General features: G+C 72.0%; 14 protein-coding genes. 13 read left to right on the plus strand and 1 reads right to left on the minus strand.

The genetic code is table 11. The features are described from left to right. The first annotated feature begins 3 nt into the window (after positions 1-3). From uvrA to ABZX75_RS05240, 11 genes are all read left to right on the plus strand, one after another. Positions 4-2,775: an excinuclease ABC subunit UvrA gene (uvrA, locus tag ABZX75_RS05190; protein WP_355408010.1), complete on the plus strand. Its 2,772-nt coding sequence runs from the start codon at positions 4-6 to the stop codon at positions 2,773-2,775. A 71-nt stretch (positions 2,776-2,846) separates the two neighbouring features. Next, positions 2,847-4,382 (plus strand): amino acid adenylation domain-containing protein, encoded by a 1,536-nt coding sequence (locus ABZX75_RS05195; RefSeq protein ID WP_355408012.1) that lies wholly within the window; start codon positions 2,847-2,849, stop codon positions 4,380-4,382. A 134-nt stretch (positions 4,383-4,516) separates the two neighbouring features. Further along, positions 4,517-5,674, plus strand: a complete 1,158-nt coding sequence (locus ABZX75_RS05200) for a hypothetical protein (RefSeq protein ID WP_355408014.1) — start codon at positions 4,517-4,519, stop codon at positions 5,672-5,674. A 21-nt stretch (positions 5,675-5,695) separates the two neighbouring features. After that, positions 5,696-7,000: a nucleotide sugar dehydrogenase gene (locus ABZX75_RS05205; RefSeq protein WP_355408016.1), complete on the plus strand. Its 1,305-nt coding sequence runs from the start codon at positions 5,696-5,698 to the stop codon at positions 6,998-7,000. After that, on the plus strand, positions 6,993-7,973 hold the full coding sequence (locus ABZX75_RS05210; RefSeq protein ID WP_355408018.1) for an NAD-dependent epimerase/dehydratase family protein: 981 nt from the start codon (positions 6,993-6,995) through the stop codon (positions 7,971-7,973). The genes ABZX75_RS05205 and ABZX75_RS05210 overlap by 8 nt, the downstream gene beginning before the upstream one ends. Beyond that, a complete protein-coding gene (locus tag ABZX75_RS05215; protein WP_355408020.1) occupies positions 7,970-9,049 on the plus strand; it encodes a glycosyltransferase family 4 protein in 1,080 nt (359 codons plus the stop codon). Before ABZX75_RS05210 ends, ABZX75_RS05215 begins: the two co-directional genes overlap by 4 nt. Positions 9,050-9,194: 145 nt before the next feature. Then, positions 9,195-10,346: a DegT/DnrJ/EryC1/StrS aminotransferase family protein gene (locus tag ABZX75_RS05220; RefSeq protein ID WP_355408022.1), complete on the plus strand. Its 1,152-nt coding sequence runs from the start codon at positions 9,195-9,197 to the stop codon at positions 10,344-10,346. Beyond that, positions 10,343-12,247, plus strand: coding sequence for a beta-galactosidase (locus ABZX75_RS05225; protein ID WP_355408024.1), 1,905 nt, complete (start codon positions 10,343-10,345; stop codon positions 12,245-12,247). Before ABZX75_RS05220 ends, ABZX75_RS05225 begins: the two co-directional genes overlap by 4 nt. Then, on the plus strand, positions 12,244-13,125 hold the full coding sequence (locus ABZX75_RS05230; protein ID WP_355408026.1) for an amidohydrolase family protein: 882 nt from the start codon (positions 12,244-12,246) through the stop codon (positions 13,123-13,125). Before ABZX75_RS05225 ends, ABZX75_RS05230 begins: the two co-directional genes overlap by 4 nt. Beyond that, positions 13,122-14,168 carry an alcohol dehydrogenase family protein gene (locus ABZX75_RS05235; RefSeq protein ID WP_355408028.1) on the plus strand — a complete coding sequence of 349 codons (1,047 nt, stop codon included), beginning with the start codon at positions 13,122-13,124 and terminating at the stop codon, positions 14,166-14,168. Before ABZX75_RS05230 ends, ABZX75_RS05235 begins: the two co-directional genes overlap by 4 nt. After that, entirely contained in the window at positions 14,165-17,416 is a 3,252-nt protein-coding gene (locus tag ABZX75_RS05240) for an amino acid adenylation domain-containing protein (RefSeq protein ID WP_355408030.1), read from the plus strand. The genes ABZX75_RS05235 and ABZX75_RS05240 overlap by 4 nt, the downstream gene beginning before the upstream one ends. Positions 17,417-17,454: 38 nt before the next feature. Here ABZX75_RS05240 and ABZX75_RS05245 read toward each other — a convergent pair whose 3' ends face one another. Next, positions 17,455-18,237: an alpha/beta fold hydrolase gene (locus tag ABZX75_RS05245; protein ID WP_355408032.1), complete on the minus strand. Its 783-nt coding sequence runs from the start codon at positions 18,235-18,237 to the stop codon at positions 17,455-17,457. Between the two features lie 128 nt (positions 18,238-18,365). Between ABZX75_RS05245 and ABZX75_RS05250 the strand changes: the two genes are divergently transcribed. Both ABZX75_RS05250 and ABZX75_RS05255 read left to right on the plus strand, forming a co-directional pair. After that, the gene (locus ABZX75_RS05250) at positions 18,366-19,226 is read left to right on the plus strand and encodes an iron-containing redox enzyme family protein (RefSeq protein WP_355408034.1); all 861 of its coding nucleotides are present in this window, start codon (positions 18,366-18,368) and stop codon (positions 19,224-19,226) included. Then, a complete protein-coding gene (locus tag ABZX75_RS05255) occupies positions 19,223-19,564 on the plus strand; it encodes a Rieske (2Fe-2S) protein (protein ID WP_355408036.1) in 342 nt (113 codons plus the stop codon). Before ABZX75_RS05250 ends, ABZX75_RS05255 begins: the two co-directional genes overlap by 4 nt. The last annotated feature ends 54 nt before the right edge of the window (positions 19,565-19,618 follow it).

The following is a 19,618-nucleotide window of genomic DNA, read 5'->3' on the forward strand; positions in this document are numbered from 1 at the left end:
GACATGAACAGGGCCGACCACGGCAGCGGCAGCGCCGCCGCCACCGATCCGCGCGACTGGATCGCGCTCCGGGGAGTCCGGGAGCACAATCTGCGGATCGACGAGCTGGCCGTTCCCCGGCACGGGGTGACGGTGTTCACCGGTGTGTCGGGCAGCGGCAAGTCGTCGCTGGCCTTCGACACGATCTACGCGGAGGGGTACCGGCAGTATCTCGACAGCCTCTCCGCCTACGTACGGCGCAAGCTGCCGAAGGTGCCCAAGCCGTCCGTGGAGTGGATCAGCGGTCTCAGCCCGACCGTGGCGATCGAGCAGCGGACGATCAGCCGCAATCCCCGCTCCAACGTGGGGACGATCACGGAGATCTCGGACCGGCTGCGCCTGCTGTTCGCGCGGGCCGGCCGTCACGAGTGCCGCGGCTGCGGCCGGGACATCCGGCCCCGGGACGTCCCCGAGCACCTGGCGGCGCTCGCCGAGGCCGCGGCCGACGGACCACTGGTGCTGTCCCGGCCGTCCGAAGAGGGCCCCGCCACCCGCGTCTTCGTCCTGCCCGCGGCTCCCGACGCCGCGGATCTGGCCAGGGCCGGCGAGGCCATCGAGGCCGCCCACCGGGAAGAGCAGCCGCTGGTCGCCGTGCGAAGCACCACCGTGGTGCGTCACCTCACCGGGGGCTGGGTCTGTGTCGCCTGCGGCACGGAGGCCCGCGCCGTGTCCTCGCACTGGTTCACCCCCAACTCGCCCGCCGGCATGTGCGAGGAGTGCCAGGGCCTCGGCTTCACCTACCGGGTGGACCCGGCGCTGCTCGTCGGTGATCCCCGGGAGTCGGCGCGCTCCGGCGCGCTGACCTTCTTCGGGGACCGCACGCGCAGCAAGAAGACCTGGTGGCCGCTGCGGGAGCTGCCCGCGGTCCTGGAGCTCGCCGGTGCGGGGCTGGACACGCCCTGGTACCAGCTGCCGCCGGGCGTCGCGGAGTTGCTCCTCGCGGGCTCTACGAGCGAACGCCTTCCGGCCGCGCTCGCGGCGCAGGTGGAGAAGAAGCCCTTCGACGGGCTGGCCCAGCATCTGGAACGGCTCTTCCGCGAGGCGGACTCCCCGGAACGCAAGTCCTTCTACCAGGCGTTCATGGCGGCCCGCGGCTGTACGGTCTGCGGCGGCACCCGCCACCACGCGGAGGCCCTGGCCGTACGGCTCGGGGACCTGAACATCGCCGAGGTGAACGCGCTGCCGGTGGCCCGCCTGGCCGCCTGGCTGAAGGCCGTCCGCTCGGAGCTGGCGCCGACGTTCCTCGCCGACCTGGCCGAAGAACTGCTGGCGCAGATCGAGGTCCGGCTGGAGTTCATGCTCGACGTCGGTCTGGGCTACCTGTCCCTGGACCGGTCGGCGCCGACGCTCTCCGCGGGCGAGGGACAGCGGCTGCGGCTCGCCCGGCAGCTCGGCTGCGGGCTGGTCGGGGTCACCTACGTCCTGGACGAGCCGTCGATCGGGCTGCACTCCCGGGACAACGGCAGGCTGATCGCGATGTTGCGCCGGCTCGCGGACGCGGGCAACACGGTCCTGGTGGTGGAGCACGACCAGGAGACCATGGAGGCGGCGGACTACCTCGTGGACCTGGGGCCGGGCGCCGGAACGCGGGGCGGGCTGGTGATCGCGGCGGGGCCGACCGCCGAGGTCATCGCGCACCCCGATTCGCGTACGGGCGCCTACCTGCGCGGTGAGCTGGCCGTCGCCTCGCCGCGGCCGGAGCGGCGCCGCCCGGACGGCCGTTGGCTCACCCTCAGCGGGGCACGGCTGCACAACCTGCGCGGGGTCGACGCGTCGATCCCGGTGGGGCTGCTGACCTGTGTGACCGGCGTCAGCGGCAGCGGCAAGAGCTCGCTCGTCACCCGTACGCTGGAGCCGGCGCTGCAGCAGGCGCTCACCAGCCGCCGCGCCCCGCAGGGGCCGTTCACGGAGCTGACGGGCTGGGAGGGTTTCAGCCGTGTGGTGACCGTGACGCAGGAGTCCATCGGCGCCTCGTCCCGCTCGACGCCGGCCACCTACGTGGGGATCTTCGACGAGATCCGCAAGCTCTTCGCGAAGACCGAGGAGGCGGTGCGCCGGCGGTACTCCACCGCGATGTTCAGCTTCAACACCGAGAAGGGCGGGCGCTGCGACCGGTGCGCGGGCAAGGGGTCCATCCGCATCGAGATGCTCTTCCTGGCCGACTTCTCCGTGCAGTGCCCGACGTGCGAGGGCCGGCGCTACGCGCAGCGGGTGCTGGAGGTGACGTACCGGGGCAAGGACATCGCCCAGACCCTGGATCTCGAGGTCACCGCGGCGCTCGAACTCTACGGTGACGTGCCCGCGGTGGCGCAGCCGCTGCGGATGCTGTGTCAGGTCGGGCTCGGCTACCTGAAGCTGGGCCAGGACACCACGACGCTCAGCGGCGGCGAGGCACAGCGGCTGAAGCTCTCGCGGGAGCTGATGCGCAGGGACGACGGCCGGACGCTCTACCTGATCGACGAGCCGACGACCGGCCTGCACTTCTCGGACGTCCAGGTCCTGCTGGGCGTGGTGCACGACCTGGTGGACCTGGGCAACACGGCGGTGGTGATCGAGCACAGCGTCGAGTTCGCGGCGGCGTGCGACTGGATCGTCGATCTCGGGCCCGGCGGCGGGGAGGACGGCGGGGAGTTGGTGGCGGCCGGCCCGCCGGAGGAGATCGCGGCCCACCCCGACAGTGCGCTGGCGCCGTACCTCGCACGGCAGTTGCGGCAGGTCGCGGGAGAGCGGCCATAGCGCCGGGCCGGGCCCCGGGAGGGCCCCTCGGCCGGTGCGGATCACACGAGTGCGAAAAGAAGGAGGACACATTGTCGGGAGCGGACACCCGGGCGGTCGTCGACGTCGTCGCCGCGTTCGAGGGATGGGCGGCTCGTCGGCCGGGACACCCGGCGGTCACCGGTGAGGGCCGGACCTGGACGTACGGGGAGCTCGACGCGGCGGCCGACAAGATCGCGGCGCACCTGAGGTCCCTGGGCATCGGGCGCGAGAGCAGGGTGGCGGTGCTCGCGGGCAGGACGCCCGAGATGCTGGCGGCGCTGCTGGGCACCCTCAAGGCGCAGGCGGGCTACGTTCCGCTGGACCCCGCCTATCCGCAGGACCGGCTCGGCTACATGCTGTCCGACTCGGGTGCGACGGCGGTGCTGGCCGAGCGGCGCCACGCAGGCAGCCTGGGGTACGGCGGTCCCGAGCTGGTCCTGGAGGAACTGGTGGACTCCGCCGCCGCGGAGGCGGCGGACGGCGTCCGCGAGGAGCCGCTCGGCGGCCAACTGGCCTACCTGATCTACACGTCGGGTTCCACGGGACGGCCCAAGGGCGTACTGGTCCCCCGGGCGGCGATGTCGGAGTTCGTCTCCGCAACGGTCGGCCTGCTGGGGCCTACGGCCGAAGGGACCATGGTGGCGACGTGTCCGACCTCGTTCGACTTCTCCGTGTGCGACATCTTCGCCCCGCTCTACGCGGGCGGTCAGGTCATGCTCGCCCAGGACGTGTTCTCGCTGTGCGAGGAGGGCTCCTGGGTCCAGGGGGACGCGGTGTGCGCCGTGCCGTCGGCGCTGGCGCACATGGTGGCCTTGGGCGGTCCGCCCCCGCGCGTCAAGGCCGTCCTCACGGGCGGCGAGGCGATGCCGAAGCAGCTCCTCGCCGACCTGCGGGCGGCGGGCGTGACCGAGGTGTTCAACATCTACGGCCCGACCGAGACGACGGTGAGCGCGGCGGCGGCGCTGCTCGACTGGGACGACGAACTTGTCTCCATCGGACGGCCGTTGCCGGCGATCCGCGCCTACGTTCTGGACGAGGAGCTGCGGCCGGTGCCCGACGGCACGTCAGGGGAGCTCTTCGTCGGCGGCGAGCAGGTGACGCGCGGCTACCACGGGCGTCCCGGGCTCACGGCCGAGCGGTTCCTGCCCGATCCGTTCAGCCCCGTCCCGGGCGCGCGGATGTACCGAACGGGGGACCGGGTGAGCCGGCGGCCGGCCGGCGGTCTGCTGGACTACTACGGGCGGCTCGACGCGCAGGTCAAGGTACGCGGCTTCCGGGTCGAACTCGGAGAGATCGAGGAAGCGTTGACATCGCACGCCGGTGTCGTACACGCTGCGGTGGTACTGCGCGACGATCAGCCGGGCGGCCCCCGACTGGTCGCCTACACGGCGCCCGACGGCCCCTCCGCGCCGACCGGGGAGCAGCTGCGGACCCACCTCAGGCGCACTCTGCCGGAGCACATGGTGCCCAGTCAGTTCGTGGTGCTGGGCGCCCTTCCGATGACGCCGATCGGGAAGCTCGACCGCAAGGCGCTGCCCGCGCCCGCGCGGCTGCGCTCCCGGGCGGACGTCCTGCCCGGTCGCTGAATTCACCAGAGCATCTCCGGTCGACAAACCAATCCCTTTTCTTCTTTGTCGACAGCGCGGAACACGATAAGCTTCACGTCTACGAACCAGGGCACCAAGATTTTATCGCGGAGCCTTTTGGAGGTTGAATACCGGTGCGCCTTCTTGCGACCGAACGCGACCAGTTCGAGGATCGACTGAGGGCCCTTTTCGGCTCCCAGATCACTCCGGTCGAAGAATCATTCGAAGCCATTGACAAGTACAAAGACGGCTCGTTCGCGATGGGCCACATAGGCCTGATGCTCTACGCGAACGGATACAACGTCCGCGGGGCGAGCAGCAAATACCCCAACGGTCTCGTCTACCACGACGGCACCAACATCTTCGGGGTCGGGTACTTCAGCAAGGAGGGGCACGTCGCCAAGCACCTCCACATCGTCGCCCCGAAGGGACCCGGCCGGGTGGCGGCCGTCCGGAACTTCATCGCGGCGGTGCGCGAGGCCGGCCTGGCCAAGGCCTCCGTGTACGTCCGCCACCTGTCCCCCGAGGACCGCGACGAGTTCCTCGCGGCCGGGTTCTCGGGGATCGAGACGGACCCCTGGCACCTCGGGGCGCCGGAGGAGGACGAGACCTTCCCCAACCGCGTCTACTACCTGGACGAGCTGTTCGAGCAGGACGCCGAGGGCGAGCTCCAGGTGGCGAAACTGGCCGGCGAGGAGCGCCGGAAGTACAAGAACAAGAACAAGCTGGCCTACCGCCGGTTCCAGAATTTCCTGGACCGCAATCCCCACCTGTCCTTCACCATCGAGCCCTACGACTACTCCGGGCCCGAGAAGGAGAGCGCCCGCAGCGTGGTGGAGAGCTACTTCCAGGCCCGCCGGGAGCAGGGCACGGTCGTCGGCTCCACGCCGGAGGACTACCTGGCGATCGTCCGCGAGCAGCCCGGCGGCAAGAACGAACAGGACTACTTCTCCTACCTCGGCAACATCGTCACCGAGGACGGTGAGAAATTCCCCGCGATGTTCTTCGCGGGCGAGCGGATCAGCGAGCGGCGCGCGGCCCTCTACTGCACCATGACCATGCGATTCCGGGAGCGCCTGACCGGGCTCTTCAAGGACAGCACGGGGTTCACCGCGATTCCCCAGTACGTATGGCTCAGCGTGTTCCGCCTGATGTGGGAGCAGGGTATCCGCGAGGTCGACGCGGGCGGTTCCGAAGTAAAGGGGCTCGACGACCAGAAGCGTCAGCTCGGCGGAAAGCCGGAAAAGACATTCTGGGTCGTCGGGGCATCGACCGATCATTCTGCACGCTAAAGCAAGAGCCGAGGGGGAACCATGGAATCTCGCATTTCCTATGCGGACTACGACGTCTGCGTCGTAGGACTCGGATACGTCGGCATCACTCTCACCGCGGCCCTGCTGTCGACCGGCAGGCGCGTCCTCGGGTACGAGTACAACAAGGCGGTCGCCGAAGACCTGGCCGCCGGCGTCCTGCAGCTGTCCGAGCCGGGGGTCGAGGAGATCGTCCGCACCTCGGTCGGAGACAGGCTGCACGTGACCTCCGACCTGGCGGGCGGCAAGCTGCCGCCGGTGGTCATCATCTGCGTCGGCACCCCGATCCAGACGGACGGCCAGGACCCGAACCTGGCCCACCTGGAAGCGGCCGTCGAGACGATCTCCGAGGGGATCGACGACGAGACCCTCGTGATCGTCCGCAGCACCGTGCCGGTCGGGACGACCCGCAACCTGGTACTGCCGCTGCTGCGCCGCAAGGTCGCCGATCCGCTCGTCGCCTTCTGCCCGGAGCGGACCATCCAGGGCAAGGCGCTCGCCGAACTGCTGTCGCTGCCGCAGATCGTCGGCGGGATCAACGACGAGGCAGTACGCCGCGCCACGGAGCTGTTCTCCTCGCAGACACCCACCGTGGTGCCCGTCTCCTCCGTCGAGGCGGCAGAGATGATCAAGCTGATCTGCAACTGCCACACCGACCTGATCTACGGGTTCGGCAACGAGATCGCCCTCATGGCCGAGAAACTCGGCCTGGACGCGGTCGAGTTGATCGCCAGCGCCAACCGGGACTACCCGCGCCCCGATCTGAGCATGCCGGGCTTCGTCGGAGGCAGCTGCCTCACCAAGGACCCGTACCTGCTGATGCACGCGCTCAAACCGCACGACCACACCCCCGGCATGATCTCCGCCGCGCGCTCGCTCAACGAGTCGCTGCCGCGACGGATCGGCGAGCGGGTCATGGCCGCGCTCTGGGAGCAGGGCTGCGACCCGGCCGAGGCGAAGATCCTGGTCTCCGGCTTCGCGTACAAGGGCCAGCCCGAGACGGACGACCTGCGCGGCGCCCCGTACGAAGCGCTCCTGGAGCTGCTGCGCGGCCGGGTCGGTGAGATCGTCGCGCACGACTTCGCGGTGCCGCGCGAGCGCATCGCGGCGCTCGGACTGCGCCCCGTGGAGCTGGAGGAGGGGTTCACCGACGCACACGCCGCGGTGTTCCTCAACAACCACCTCTCCTACCGCGACCTGGATCTGGACGCCCTAGTCGCCCGGATGCGGCCGCCGGCCGTCGTGTACGACACCTGGCGCATCCTTCCCTCCTCCTCGAAGAACGTTATGAGGCTCGGCCATGCGTAAGAAGATCCTTATCACCGGCGGTGCCGGGTTCATCGGCATGCACCTGGCGCGCCGGCTCGCCGACGCCCACGACGTCACCCTCCTCGACGACTTCAGCCGCGGCCGCGAGGACGCCGACCTCGATGAACTGCGCACCCGGGTCTCGGTGTTCACCCACGACCTGACCCTGCCGCTGCCGGCCGACCTGCCCCGCGACTTCGACGAGGTCTACCACCTCGCCGCCGTGGTCGGTGTCGTGTACTCCAACGAGGAGCCGCAGCGGGTCCTGCGCACGAACCTCCTGTCGACCATCCACCTCCTCGACTGGTTCAGGGAGCTCGACGGCGCCACCCTGTGCTTCGCCTCCTCCAGCGAGGCGTACGCGGGCAGCGTCACCGCCGGCGTGGCTCCGGTACCGACGCCCGAGGACGTCCAGCTGGTCGTCTCGGACCCGACCGTGGCCCGCTCCTCGTACGGATTCAGCAAGATCGCCGGCGAGCTGCTGTGCCGCAACTACGCCCAGGCGTACGGGTTCCCCCTGCGCATGGTGCGGTTCCACAACGTCTACGGCCCCCGCATGGGCTACGAGCACGTCATCCCGCAGTTCATCGAGCGCCTGCTCGGCGGCGCCGACCCGTTCGAGATCTACGGTGCGGACCAGTTCCGGGCGTTCTGCTACGTGACCGACGCCGTGGAGGCCATCGCCGCCCTGACGGCGCTGCCGACCAAGGAGACCCTCCTCGTCAACGTCGGCAACGACCGCGAGGAGATCCAGATCGAGGACCTCGCCCGCGTGGTCTTCGACACGGTCGGCCGCCACCCGGCCCTGGAGATCCACCCCGCGCCGCCGCTCTCCCCCGAGCGCCGGGTGCCCGACGTGTCGCTGCTGCGCTCCCTCACCGGGTACGAGCCCGAGGTAGACCTGCGCGAGGGCGTCCGCCGGACCTACGCGTGGTACGCCGGGGCACGGGCGTCCCGGGCTCCGCAGGCATGACGCACGTACGAGTGGTGCACCGCGGCTACTTCCCGGCGCGGGCAGGGGCGGAGGTGATGACCCAGTACCTCGCCGAGTCCCTGCGGCGCCGGGGCCACACGGTCGGCCTCTACTCCAGCGAGATGGACGAGGAGTCCGCCCGCTGGATGGCCGGCGCTGGGGTCAGCGTCGAGGTGCTGCCCGCCGCCGCGCCGGAGGCGGACCGTCCGGACGTGGTCCACGCCGTCGACTCGGTGTGGCCCGACTACCCGCAGGCCGCGCTGCGCCTCGCCCGGGAATGGGGTGTGCCGTTCGTGTTCACCCCGGCCTCGGCCCCCGGGGTGTGGCAGGACCCGGAAGCCGTCCTCGACGTCTGCCGCCGGGCGGACGCCGTGTTCGTCCTGACCGAGGCGGAGCGCCGGATGCTCGGCGACGCGGGGGTCGACCCGGCCGCGCTGCACGTCGTCGGCCAGGGGGCACATCTGAGCGGCACGGCCGATCCCGCGGGATTCCGGGCGCGGCACGGCATCGAGGGGCCCATGGTGCTGTTCGTGGGCCGCAAGATGCGCTCCAAGGGCTACGGACTGGTCCTCGACGCGGCGAAGACGGTCTGGCGGACCCAACCCGACACCCGGTTCGTCTTCGCCGGTCCGGACTGGGACGAGGACTGCGCGGAGCTGTTCGCCGTGCACGCCGACCCCAGAATCCTGGACCTGGGCCTCATCGGCGAAGACGAGAAGGCCGATGCGCTCGCCGCGTGCGACGTGTTCTGCCTGCCGTCGACCGTGGACGTGTTCCCCCTGGTCTACGTCGAGGCCTGGGCCAGCGGGAAACCGGTGATCGGCTCCACCTTCATGGGCGGCGACGAGGTCGTCCGCCACGGCGTGGACGGGCTGATCGCCGAACCGGACACCGCCTCGGTGGCCGCGGCGGTCACCCGGCTGCTCGACGACCCCGGCGAGGCCGCGGCGCTCGGCGCCGCCGGCCGGGCCCGGGTCGACCGCGAACTCGGCTGGGAATCGATCACCGACCGCGTCGAGGACGTGTACGACCGGCTCATCGCGGACGCCGCCCGCACGGGTCGGCACCCGCTCTAAGGCCTGTCTCAACAGGCCCTGGGCCCTGGTCACGTGGTGGCTCCGCCGCCCGTCGACCACGGCCCGCAGTGCCCGATGCACATGCACCCGGCACCCGATCGAAGACCCGCGCACCGCCCTGGGCGCGCGGAGGGATGGTGGATTGATGTCCGACTGGAAGGTTTCCCTGTACCGCCCGCGGCTCGGTGACGACGAGGCCGACGCCGTGGCGGAGGTGCTCAGGTCCGGCTGGCTGTCGAACGGGCCGGTCACCCGGCGGTTCGAGCAGGCTTTCGCCGAAGCCGCGGGAACCACGGACAGCGTCGCCGTCAGCAACGGCACGGCGGCCCTGCACCTGGCGTTCCTCGCCCTGGACCTGGGCCCCGGCGACGAGGTGGTCCTGCCGTCGCTGAGCTTCGTCTCGGCGGCCGCCGTCGTCACCCTGAGCGGGGCCACACCCGTCTTCGCCGACATCACCGGCACCTACGACCTGTGCGTGGACCCTGCCGACGTCGCCGCCCGCATCACCCCCCGCACCAAGGCGATCGTCGCCATGCACTACGGCGGCTACGCGGCGGACCTGCCGGCCCTGGCTGCCCTCGCCCACGAGCACGGCGTGGCCCTCGTGGAGGACTCCGCCCACGCTCCGGCCACCCGCTCGGAGCACGGCGTGCTCGGCACGGTCGGCGACATCGGCTGCTACAGCTTCTTCGCCACCAAGAACCTGGCGACGGGCGAGGGCGGCATGGTCGTGGCGCGGGACCCCGAGGTCCTGGAACGGATCCGGCGGCTGCGTTCGCACGCCCTCACCGTCAGCGCACAGGACCGCCACCGCGGCGGCCCGTCCGTCTACGACGTCGACGGGTTCGGCCTCAACTACCGTCCCACCGAGGTCGGCAGCGCGATCGGCCTGGTCCAGCTCCGCGGCCTGCCCGACCGCCAGCGCCGCCGCGAGGAGATCGTCCGGCAGTACCGCGCCGGGCTCGCGGACGTCGAGGGCCTCGACATCCCCTTCCTGGACCGCCCGGTGGAGCTCGGCGCGCACCACCTCTTCCCGGTCCTGCTCGCCGAGGGGACGGCGCGGGCCGCCTTCCAGGAACACCTGACCGCGGCGGGTGTCCAGAGCGGTGTGCACTACCCGCCGAGCCACCTCTTCACCGCGTACCGCGAGCGGTTCGGCTACGGCGAGGGCCAGCTCCCGGTCACCGAAGCCGCGATGGAGCGCCAGCTGTCCTTGCCGCTGTACGTCGACATGAGCGACGACGACACGGCGCTCGTGGTGGACGCGGTCCGCCAGGCCGCGCGGGCGACCGCATGACGCCGCCTCCCGCCGGCCGGTACACCCTGAGCGACGGCGCGCTGCTGCGCGACGGCGAACCGTACTTCTGCATCGGCGTCAACTACCATCCCTCCCAAACCGGCTGCGACTACTGGCGTGCATGGGACGCCGAGCAGCTCGACGCGGACTTCGCCGCGATGGCCGAATCCGGCCTCAACACCGTCCGCTTCTTCGTCTTCTGGGCGGACTTCGAGCCCGAGCCCGGCGTCTACGACCCCGAGATGACGCAGCGGCTGCGCCGGTTCGTCTCGCTCGCCATGCGCCACGGCCTGCAGTGCCTGCCCTCGCTGCTCACCGTCTGGATGAACGGCCAGCGCTTCGACCCGCCCTGGCGTGCCGGTCGGGACCTGTGGCACGACGCGGACATGGTCGAACGCCAGCTGGCCTTCGTCCGGCACGTCGCGGGAGCCCTGCGCGACGCGGGGGACGTCCTCGCGTACGACATCGGGGACGAGGTCATCCACGTCGACCAGGCCGCCTCCGGGTCGCTGGGGCCGGACGGCGTCCGTGCCTGGTGGGGCGCGCTGGCCGACGCCATCCGCGAGGCCCATCCCGGCGCGCTGGTCCTCCAGGCCAACGAGCTCTCCGCGGTCACCGGCGAGCACGCCTTCCGTCCCGAGCACGCCGAACCGCTGGACCTGGTGGGCCTGCACGGGTTCCCGGTGTGGACGCCGTTCCACATGGAATCGGTCGCCTCCCCGAAGGCGGGCGCCCTCGTGCCGTACCTGGTACGCCGGGGCCGCCCCTTCCGCCCGGTCCTGGTCGACGAACTCGGCAGCTACGGCTGCGACGAGGAGACGGCACGCGACTACCTGAGGGTCGCGGCGCACGGCGCGTTCGCCGCCGGCGCCTGCGGGGTCGTCGTGTGGTGCTGGCAGGACTTCACCACGGAGCGCAAGCCCTACCGGCTGCGCCCCAACGAGCGCTTCGTGGGGCTGCTGCGGACCGACGGCACGCCGAAGCCCGCGATGGAGGCGTTCCAGGAGTTCGCCCGGCGTGCGACCGGCGAACTGGCGGGCTTCCGGCCGCTGCCCTCGCCCGTCGGCGTCCACCTGCCGGAGCACCGCTCGGAGGGCGACGCGGGATACCTCGCAAGCGCCGGCGCCGACCCGGCCGCGGGCTTCTACGCCGCCCAGCTCCTCCAGCGCGCGCAGCTGCCGTACGAGTTCACCCGCGGCGCGCCGGGAGACCACCGGCTGCTGATCTGCCCCTCGGTGGGGCATATCACCCTCGACGACCAGCGGCTGCTGGCCGGCTACGTGGCCCGGGGCGGGATCCTCCTCTACACCGGGGGCGATCTGCTCCACGGTTTCGGGGGCGAGGAGCTCTTCGGGGTCCGCATCGTCGACTTCACCCTGCGCACCGAGGAGGCCGACGGCTTCACCTGGCAGGGCACGCACTACCCGCTCGTACGGGAGCCGGGCCAGCTCCCGGTCCTCGCCGCGACCACCGCGGAGGTCCTGGCGGCCTTCCCCGACGGCTCCCCCGCACTCACCCGGCACACCTACGGCGAGGGCGTCGCCTACCACCTCAACGCCCCGCTGGAGCGGCAGTTGAATGCTCCTCACCGCCTCGACGCGGCGCCCTGGCACCGCTTGTACGCCGATGTCGCCGCGGCGGAGGGCCTCACCGAAGCGCTGGCCGCAGACGTCCGCACCGACAGCCCGGACACCGAGGTCACCGTCCTGGGGCGCGGCGACGAGCGCTGCGCGCTGGTGATCAACCATGCGCCGCGCCCGGTCGCCACCACCCTGCACCGGGCCGGTCACTCCGAGCCCCTCACGCTCGGCCCCAAGGCCGTCCACCTCGTCACCTGGACCCGAGAACCGCACGGCCACCCGGCAACGGCGCCGGCCGACCGACTGGCAGGCACTCCGTGATCATCGATTCCCATGTCCACGCGGGCGAGTACTACAAGCACTTCACCGCCTCCTTCGCCGAGGAGATGATGGCGACCACGGGGATGCCTGCCGAGGCGCTCACCTCGCCCGAGGCGAAGCTGCTGGCGCACATGGACGAAGCGGGCGTCGACCAAGCGTTCCTGCTCGCCTTCGACGTCCAGCGGGTCGAGGGCTTCAAGGTCCCCAACGAGTTCGTCGCCGCGATGTGCGCACGCCATCCGGGGCGCTTCACCGGCTTCGCCTCGGTCGACGCCGGCACCCCCGGCGCCGCGGCCGAACTGCGCCACGCCGTCACCGAGCTCGGTCTGCGGGGCCTCAAGACCGCACCGTGCTACCTGCGGATGTCTCCGGCCGACCCGCTCTGGTACGACGTGTACGAGACGGCCCAGGAACTCGGCGTGCCGGTGCTCGTGCACACCGGGTACACGCCCGCCAAGAAGGCCGACCCGCGGTTCTTCTCCCCGCGGCTCCTCGACCAGGTCGCCCGGGACTTCCCCGGCCTGCGGCTGATCCTCGCCCATCTGGGCACCCCATGGACCGACGCCGCCCTCGACCTGATGGTCCGTCATCCCCGGGTGCACGCGGACCTGTCGATCTTCAGCTGGTACCGGCCAGCCGCCACGGTGGCCGCGGCCCTGGCGAAGGCCCGCTCCCTCGGCGTACTGGACCGCCTCCTGTGGGGGACGGACCACCCCTTCTGCACCATGACCGACTCGGTGTCCCGGATGCGCGAACTGGCCGCCGACGCCTCGCTCTGGCCGGACGGGGTCGCGCTGACCGAGGCCGAGTACGCCTCCCTGATGGGCGGCGCGGCCGCCGCACTCCTGTCCACCACCCTCGGGGGAGGAATCCGATGAAGGCCCTGAGCTGGCACGCGCCCTACGACGTGCGCATGACCGACGACGTACCCGTACCTTCCCTCGAAGGGCCCCGCGACGCCGTGGTCCGCGTGGTCCGCTCCGCCGTGTGCGGCACCGACCTGCATCCCTACCGCGGCGAGATCCCGGGCTTCACGCCGGGCACGGTCACCGGTCACGAGTTCACCGGGGTCATCGAGGAAACCGGCTCCGGCGTGCACGGCCTGCGTCCGGGCGACCGGGTCGTGGCCTCGGACGTGATCGCCTGCGGGCGCTGCTGGTACTGCCTGCAGGGCTGGCACTACCAGTGCGCGGAGGTCGGGCTGTTCGGCTACGACACGGTGGTGGGCCGCACCGCGGTCGCGGGCGGGCACGCCGAGTACGTGCGCGTCCCCTTCGCGGACACCGTCCTGTCCCCCATCCCCGACGACGTCACCGACGAGCAGGCGCTCTTCATCGGCGACATCCTCTCCACCGGATACGCCTGCGCCGAGCGCGGCGAGGTGGCGCCCGGCGACGTGGTCGCCGTGGTCGGCTGCGGGCCGGTGGGGCTGATGGCGATGAAGTCGGCGCAACTGATGGGCGCCGCCCGGGTCCTGGCGATCGACCCGGCGGCGAGCAGGCGCGCCCTGGCCTCCCGCCACGGCGCGATCCCCCTGGAGCCCGGCGACGACCTCGCCGACCGGGTCGGCGCGCTCACCGAAGGGCGCGGGGCGGACGTGGTCCTCGAAGCCGTCGGCCTGGACGCCGCACTGCGCAGCTCTCTGGAGATCGTGCGCCCGCGCGGCACGGTCTGCGCGGCCGGCGCGCACGCCTCGCAGGCCATGCCGATGCCGACCGGCCTCGCCTTCGGCAAGGAGCTGACCCTGCGGTTCGCGGTCGGCGACCCGATCAGCGTCCGGGACCGGCTGATGCGGGCGGTGCAACAGGGGCGGATCGACCCCACGTTCGTGATCTCGCACCGCCTGCCCCTCGCCGAAGCGGAGGAAGGCTTCAAGCTCTTCGATTCCGGACAGGCCACGAAGGTGGTGCTGGTGCCGTGACCACCTTCCCCACCCCTGCCGCCACCCCCACCCCCACCGCCCCCGGGCCGGGCACGCTGGACGCCCTGTTCGCGGAGCGGGTCCGCGCCACACCCGAGGCACCGGCGCTCAGCTGCGGCGGCGTCGTACTGAGCTACCGCGTCCTCGACGAGCGCGCCGACCGGCTCGCCGGCCGGCTGCGCGCTGCGGGCGTCGGACCCGAGGTCGCGGTCGGAGTCCACCTGCGCCGCTCGGTGGAGCTGGCGGTCGCGCTGCTCGCCGTGATCAAGGCCGGCGGGGCGTGCGTCCCGCTGGACCCGGGCTACCCGCGCCGACGGCTCGGCTTCATCCTGGCGGACGTGGGTGCACCCGTCCTGCTCACCTCCGCCGCGCTGGCGGACCAACTCCCCGACCACACGGCGCAGGTGCTCCTCGTGGACGGGCCGGGCGGCGACCCTGCCGACCAGGCCGACCCTGCCGCCGCGGGATCCGACGGGCGCCACGGTGCCGCCGCCGGTGCGACGGCCGTCCGGCCGGGGAACCTCGCCTGGATCGCGTACACCTCGGGCTCCACGGGGCGGCCGAAGGGCGTGCCCCTCTCCCACGGCCCGCTGGCCTCCCTGGCGTCGGGCATCGCGCAGCGGCTGGACCTGACCCCGGCGGACCGGGTCCTCCAGTTCGCTTCGATCGGCTTCTCCGTGGCCGCCGAGGAGGTGCTGTCCACCTGGGCGGCCGGGGCCTGCCTGGTCCTGGATCCGGCCGAGGAGCTCGCCGACAGCGCCCGGCTGCTCGCCCTGATCGTGCGCGAACAGGTCTCCGTGCTCCAGCTGACCCCCTCGTACTGGTACGAGTGGCTGCGCGAGCTCCACACCGGGGCGGGGCCGGTGGCCCCCGCCTCGCTGCGCCTGCTGGTGGTGGGCAGCGAGCCCGTCGCCGTCGAGCGGGTCGCCGAGTGGTGCGCCACGGGTGTGCGGCTCGTCCAGGAGTACGGCGCAACGGAGGCCACGGTCTCCCAGCTGCTGTACGAGACGCAGGCGGGAGCGCAGGAGATCCGCGGCTGGGACCGGGTGCCCATCGGCACGCCGCTGCCCGGCACCCGTGCGTACGTCCTGGACGAGCGCATGCTGCCGGTGGCGACGGGCGAGCCCGGGGAGCTGTTCCTCGGCGGGCCGGGGGTGTCGCGCGGGTACATCGGCATGCCGGGCATGACCGCCGAACGCTTCCTGCCCGACCCGTTCGCTGGGCGTCCGGGCGAGCGGATGTACCGGACCCGGGACCTGGCACGCCGGCTGCCCGGCGGGGAGCTGGAGTTCCTCGGCCGCATCGACTACCAGCTCAACATCCGCGGGATACGGATCGAGCCCGGCGAGGTGGAGAACGCCATCGGCCAGTTCCCGGGAGTGCTGGAGAGCGCCGTACTGGCACGGGCCGACGGCTCCGGTGCGGAACAGCTGGTGGCCTGCGTGGTGTGGGCCGGAACGCCCGAGACGGCGGCCCTGCGGGCCCGGCTGCGCGAGACCCTGCCGCCCGCCCTCGTCCCCGCCCGGTTCGCGGCCGTGCCCGCCCTGCCCCTGAACGCCAACGGCAAGGTGGACCGCCAGGCGCTGCGCACCATGCCGCTCGCCGACCCGGCCGCGGACCGCGCGGCGGCCGCGCCCCGGACCGCGTTGGAAGCCCGGCTGGTGTCCGTCTGGGAGGAGGTCCTCGGGACCGCGCCGGTCGGGATCGACGACGACTTCTTCGGGCTGGGCGGCGACTCGCTGACCGCCGTGCGCCTGGCGGCAGCGTGCCGCTCCCGCCTGGGGCTCGCCGTACGCCAGCGGACCGTGTTCCAGGCGCACACGGTGGCGGCCCTGGCCGCGGCGATCGAGCGGGAGGACGCCGACCGCGCGCCGGCCGGCGGAGCAGGAGAGCCGGCCTTCCCGGCATGGCCTCGGGACGCTTCCGGGGGCGGCTCCCAGGGCCGGGTCTCGCCCGCCTCCTTCGCCCAGCAGCAGATGTGGCTCCTGCACAAGCTCGCCCCTGCTTCGCCCCGCTTCCACGAGCCGGTGGTCCTGCGGCTGACGGGGACGCTCGATCAGCAGGCCCTCCGTACGGCGCTGAGCGCCCTGCAGGCCCGCCACGGCGCCCTGCGCACCGTGTTCGCGACCGAGGACGGCCGTCCGGTCCAGGTGCTGCGGGAGCCGGATCCGCTCGGACCGGAGCTCGATGCCGTCGACCTCGAGGGCAGCCCCGACGACGAGGTGTCCGCCGCGGTGGCGGAGCTGGTCCGCAGGCCGTTCGACCTGGTCCACGGCCCCCTGATGCGGGCCGCCCTGATCCGCCGCGCCCCGGCCGAACACCTGTTGGTCCTGACCTTCCACCACATCGTCTTCGACGGCGCCTCGATGGAGATCCTGTACGACGAACTCGGCACCCTCTACGGGTCCGCGCTCGCCGGACGGCCGGCTCAGCTCCCCCCGGTGGCGGTGGAGTACGCCGACTTCGCACGGTGGCAGCAGCTCCAGGCGCACGGGCAGGGCTACGACGAGCAGTTGGCCTACTGGCGCAAACAGTTGTCCGGTGCCCCGGCGACCACCCGGCTCCCCTTCACCGGGCCCGGCGGAACGGCCCGTACCCGGCGGGGGGCATCCGTCGCGTTCGGCGTGCCGACCGCACTGACGGTGCGTCTGCGCCGGATCGCCTCGGGTGAGCAGGCCACCCTCTTCATGGTGCTGCTCAGCGCGTTCTACGAGCAGATCCACCGCGCCTCGGGCGCCCGCGACCTGGTGGTGGGCACCTTGACCTCGGGCCGGGACCGGCCAGAACTGGCCGACGTGGTAGGGATGTTCGTCAATACGGTGTGCCTGCGGACCGCCGTCGCGCCCGGGGCGCGGTTCCGGGACGTGCTGGCGGAGACGCGGCGCAGCGTCCAGGAGGCGCTGACCCATCAGGACGTACCGTTCGAGCGCATGGTCGAGGAGCTCAGGCCGGCGCGCGAAGCCGGCCACACCCTGCTGTTCCAGCTGCTGTTCACCTTCGGCAGCACGCCCTCACGGGCGCCCGAGATGCCGGGACTGCACACCGCCGTCGAGACGTGCGAGACCGGCACGGCCAAGTTCGATGTGGCGCTGGCCCTGGACGAAGACGGGCAGGGGGGTCTGACGGGCCGTCTGGAGTACGACCTCGACCTGTTCGACGCGCAGGGGGCCGAGGCGCTGGCGCAGGACTATCTGCGGCTGCTGGAGTCGGTCGCGGCGGACCCCGACCACCCGGTGGGTGACGCGTGAGGGCCCGGCCCGGCGTGATCCGCCGGACCGGCCCCGCTTCAGCCCGCCGGAGCGTCCAGGGGCAGGCGCCGCGTCAGGTGGTGCACCAGCGCGGCCTCGTGTTCGCGCAGGTAGAAGTGGCCGCCGGAGAAGGTCACGACCTCGGAGCCGGCCTCGGTCACCTCGGCCCAGGTGTCCAGTTCCGCGACCGGGCAGGCCGGGTCGTCCTCACCGCCGTACGCGGTGATCGGCACGGCGAGACGCACGGGCGGCCGGGCCGGGTCGTAACCGTCCAGCAGCGTGTAGTCCGCGCGGAGCGCGGGCAGCAGCAGTTCCCTCATCTCGGGGTGGTCGTAGACCTCGGCATCGGCTCCGGAGAGCCTGCGCACGAGCGCGACCAGCGCGTCGTCGTCCAGCGCCCGGGTGCCGCGACCGGCGTAACTGCGGTGGGGCGCGCCCCGGCCGGAGACCAGCAACTGCCGGACACAGTCGCCGGTTTCCTGCTGGATCCGGACCGCGACCTCGTACGCGACGGCGGAGCCCATGCTGTGCCCGAAGAACACCATCGGAGGTCCGAGGTAGGCCTTGAGGGCGATGGTGACCGCGTCCGCCAGCTCGGTCATGGATGTGAGGCAGGGTTCGGCGAATCGATTCTGCCGACCGGGATACTGCACGGCCAGCACCTCGACCCCGGCCGGCATCCGGGCGGGCCATCCGAAGTAGCTGTGGGCGGTGCCTCCCGCGTGCGGGAAGCACACCAGGCGCAGGCGGGGCCGGTCGACGGGGCGCCGCTGGAACCACGGGTCGGACGTGTCCAGCACCGGACGACGCGCCACAACCATGACCACTCCGTTTCCGGCCGCACCAACGCACCGCCCCCGGGGGACAGCTGCACGGCCACCTGTCCGATCAGCGGATTCACCCTACCAACCGGCGACTTTTCAGCTCAGCCGCACTTGTGGAGCACCTCATGACCATCGCGCCGTCCCCCGTCCCGATTCCCTGCACCGACATCGACCAGAGCCGGCTCTACGACCTCTACACGACGGTGCCGACCGCGGCCGAGTACGAGGAGACGATCCGGCTGGAGGAACGCTGGATCAACCCGCTCGCCGAGGGCTACCGCCGGACCGCCCCGCAGTTCGCCTCGCACACGGAGCTGCTGCGGGAGCTGTCGGCGTTCCTGTCCCGCGAGGGGATGACGGCCTCCGACAACCACCGCTTCCTCGCCGAGGAGGCGACGCTCGATCAGTTCAAGGTTGTGGTCGGCGAGTTCGCCAAGGACGGTCTCACCGAGTCCCTCAACCTCCTGCCCGTGGTTCCGCGGCTCCCGTACCGGGCCGGGATGGCGGTGTTCCGGGTGATGGTGGACGAACTGGGCTGCGGCAACGACGACATGGCCCACTCGGAGCTCTACCGCGAGCTGCTGCGGGAGCTGGAGATGCCCACGGACGTGGAGGCGTACCGCGAGGGCTACAGCCCGCAGAGCCACGCGTACGTCAACATGTTCCACTGGCTGGCCTCCCGCGCCCCCTCCCCGGAGTACTTCCTCGGCGGGTACGCCTACTTCGAGGCCAGTGTGCTGTACGGGTTCCGCAGCTTCGCCCAGGCGGCCCGTCGGCTCGGGCTCACCTCCGGGAAGTACTACACGGAGCACCTCTACATCGACACCTACCACAGCAAGCAGATGCGGGTGGCGATCCGGGAGACGGGCGCGGCCCGGGAACTCGACCTGGCGAAGGTGTGGGCGGGCGTCGAACTGACCAGTGCCATCGTCGGTGATGCGACCGAGACCGCGATCTCCCTGGCCCGGAAGGCGGGTTCGGCATGAGCGCGCCCATCTCTGCCGCGGAGCCGGACGGCTCCCCTTCCGTCCGGCAGGTGAGCGAGGACCTCGTCCTGGTGGCGATGGGAGGCCGGCGGCTGCTGGTCTCGGCCACCTGCCCCCACCGGCAGGGGCGGCTGCTCTTCGGCCACCTCGACGAGGACAGGATGCAGATCCGCTGTCCGCTGCACCACTCGTCCTTCGCTCTGGAGGACGGCCGCCGCGTGGCCGGTCCGGCCTGTGATGCGCTGCGGATCGTCGCGGAGCTCGGAGCCGGCGAGCCGGTCCCCTCCCCCGACCGGCTGCGGCTGCTGGAACGGGGTCCCGGTGCCGACGCCGAGTGAGGACCGGACCCTCACCGGCCGGTCGGCCGGTGAGCGTTCGGTCCGCCCGCTCCG

The organism is Streptomyces sp. NPDC003038 (genome assembly GCF_040611115.1).
GTDB lineage: Bacteria > Actinomycetota > Actinomycetes > Streptomycetales > Streptomycetaceae > Streptomyces.

Coding starts and splice junctions, on each gene's coding strand:
- uvrA (WP_355408010.1), top strand. CDS start 4: ATGAACAGGGCCGACCACGGCAGCGGCAGCGCCGCCGCCACCGATCCG.
- ABZX75_RS05205 (WP_355408016.1), top strand. CDS start 5,696: ATGGAATCTCGCATTTCCTATGCGGACTACGACGTCTGCGTCGTAGGA.
- ABZX75_RS05210 (WP_355408018.1), top strand. CDS start 6,993: ATGCGTAAGAAGATCCTTATCACCGGCGGTGCCGGGTTCATCGGCATG.
- ABZX75_RS05215 (WP_355408020.1), top strand. CDS start 7,970: ATGACGCACGTACGAGTGGTGCACCGCGGCTACTTCCCGGCGCGGGCA.
- ABZX75_RS05220 (WP_355408022.1), top strand. CDS start 9,195: ATGTCCGACTGGAAGGTTTCCCTGTACCGCCCGCGGCTCGGTGACGAC.
- ABZX75_RS05225 (WP_355408024.1), top strand. CDS start 10,343: ATGACGCCGCCTCCCGCCGGCCGGTACACCCTGAGCGACGGCGCGCTG.
- ABZX75_RS05235 (WP_355408028.1), top strand. CDS start 13,122: ATGAAGGCCCTGAGCTGGCACGCGCCCTACGACGTGCGCATGACCGAC.
- ABZX75_RS05245 (WP_355408032.1), bottom strand. CDS start 18,237: ATGGTTGTGGCGCGTCGTCCGGTGCTGGACACGTCCGACCCGTGGTTC.
- ABZX75_RS05250 (WP_355408034.1), top strand. CDS start 18,366: ATGACCATCGCGCCGTCCCCCGTCCCGATTCCCTGCACCGACATCGAC.
- ABZX75_RS05255 (WP_355408036.1), top strand. CDS start 19,223: ATGAGCGCGCCCATCTCTGCCGCGGAGCCGGACGGCTCCCCTTCCGTC.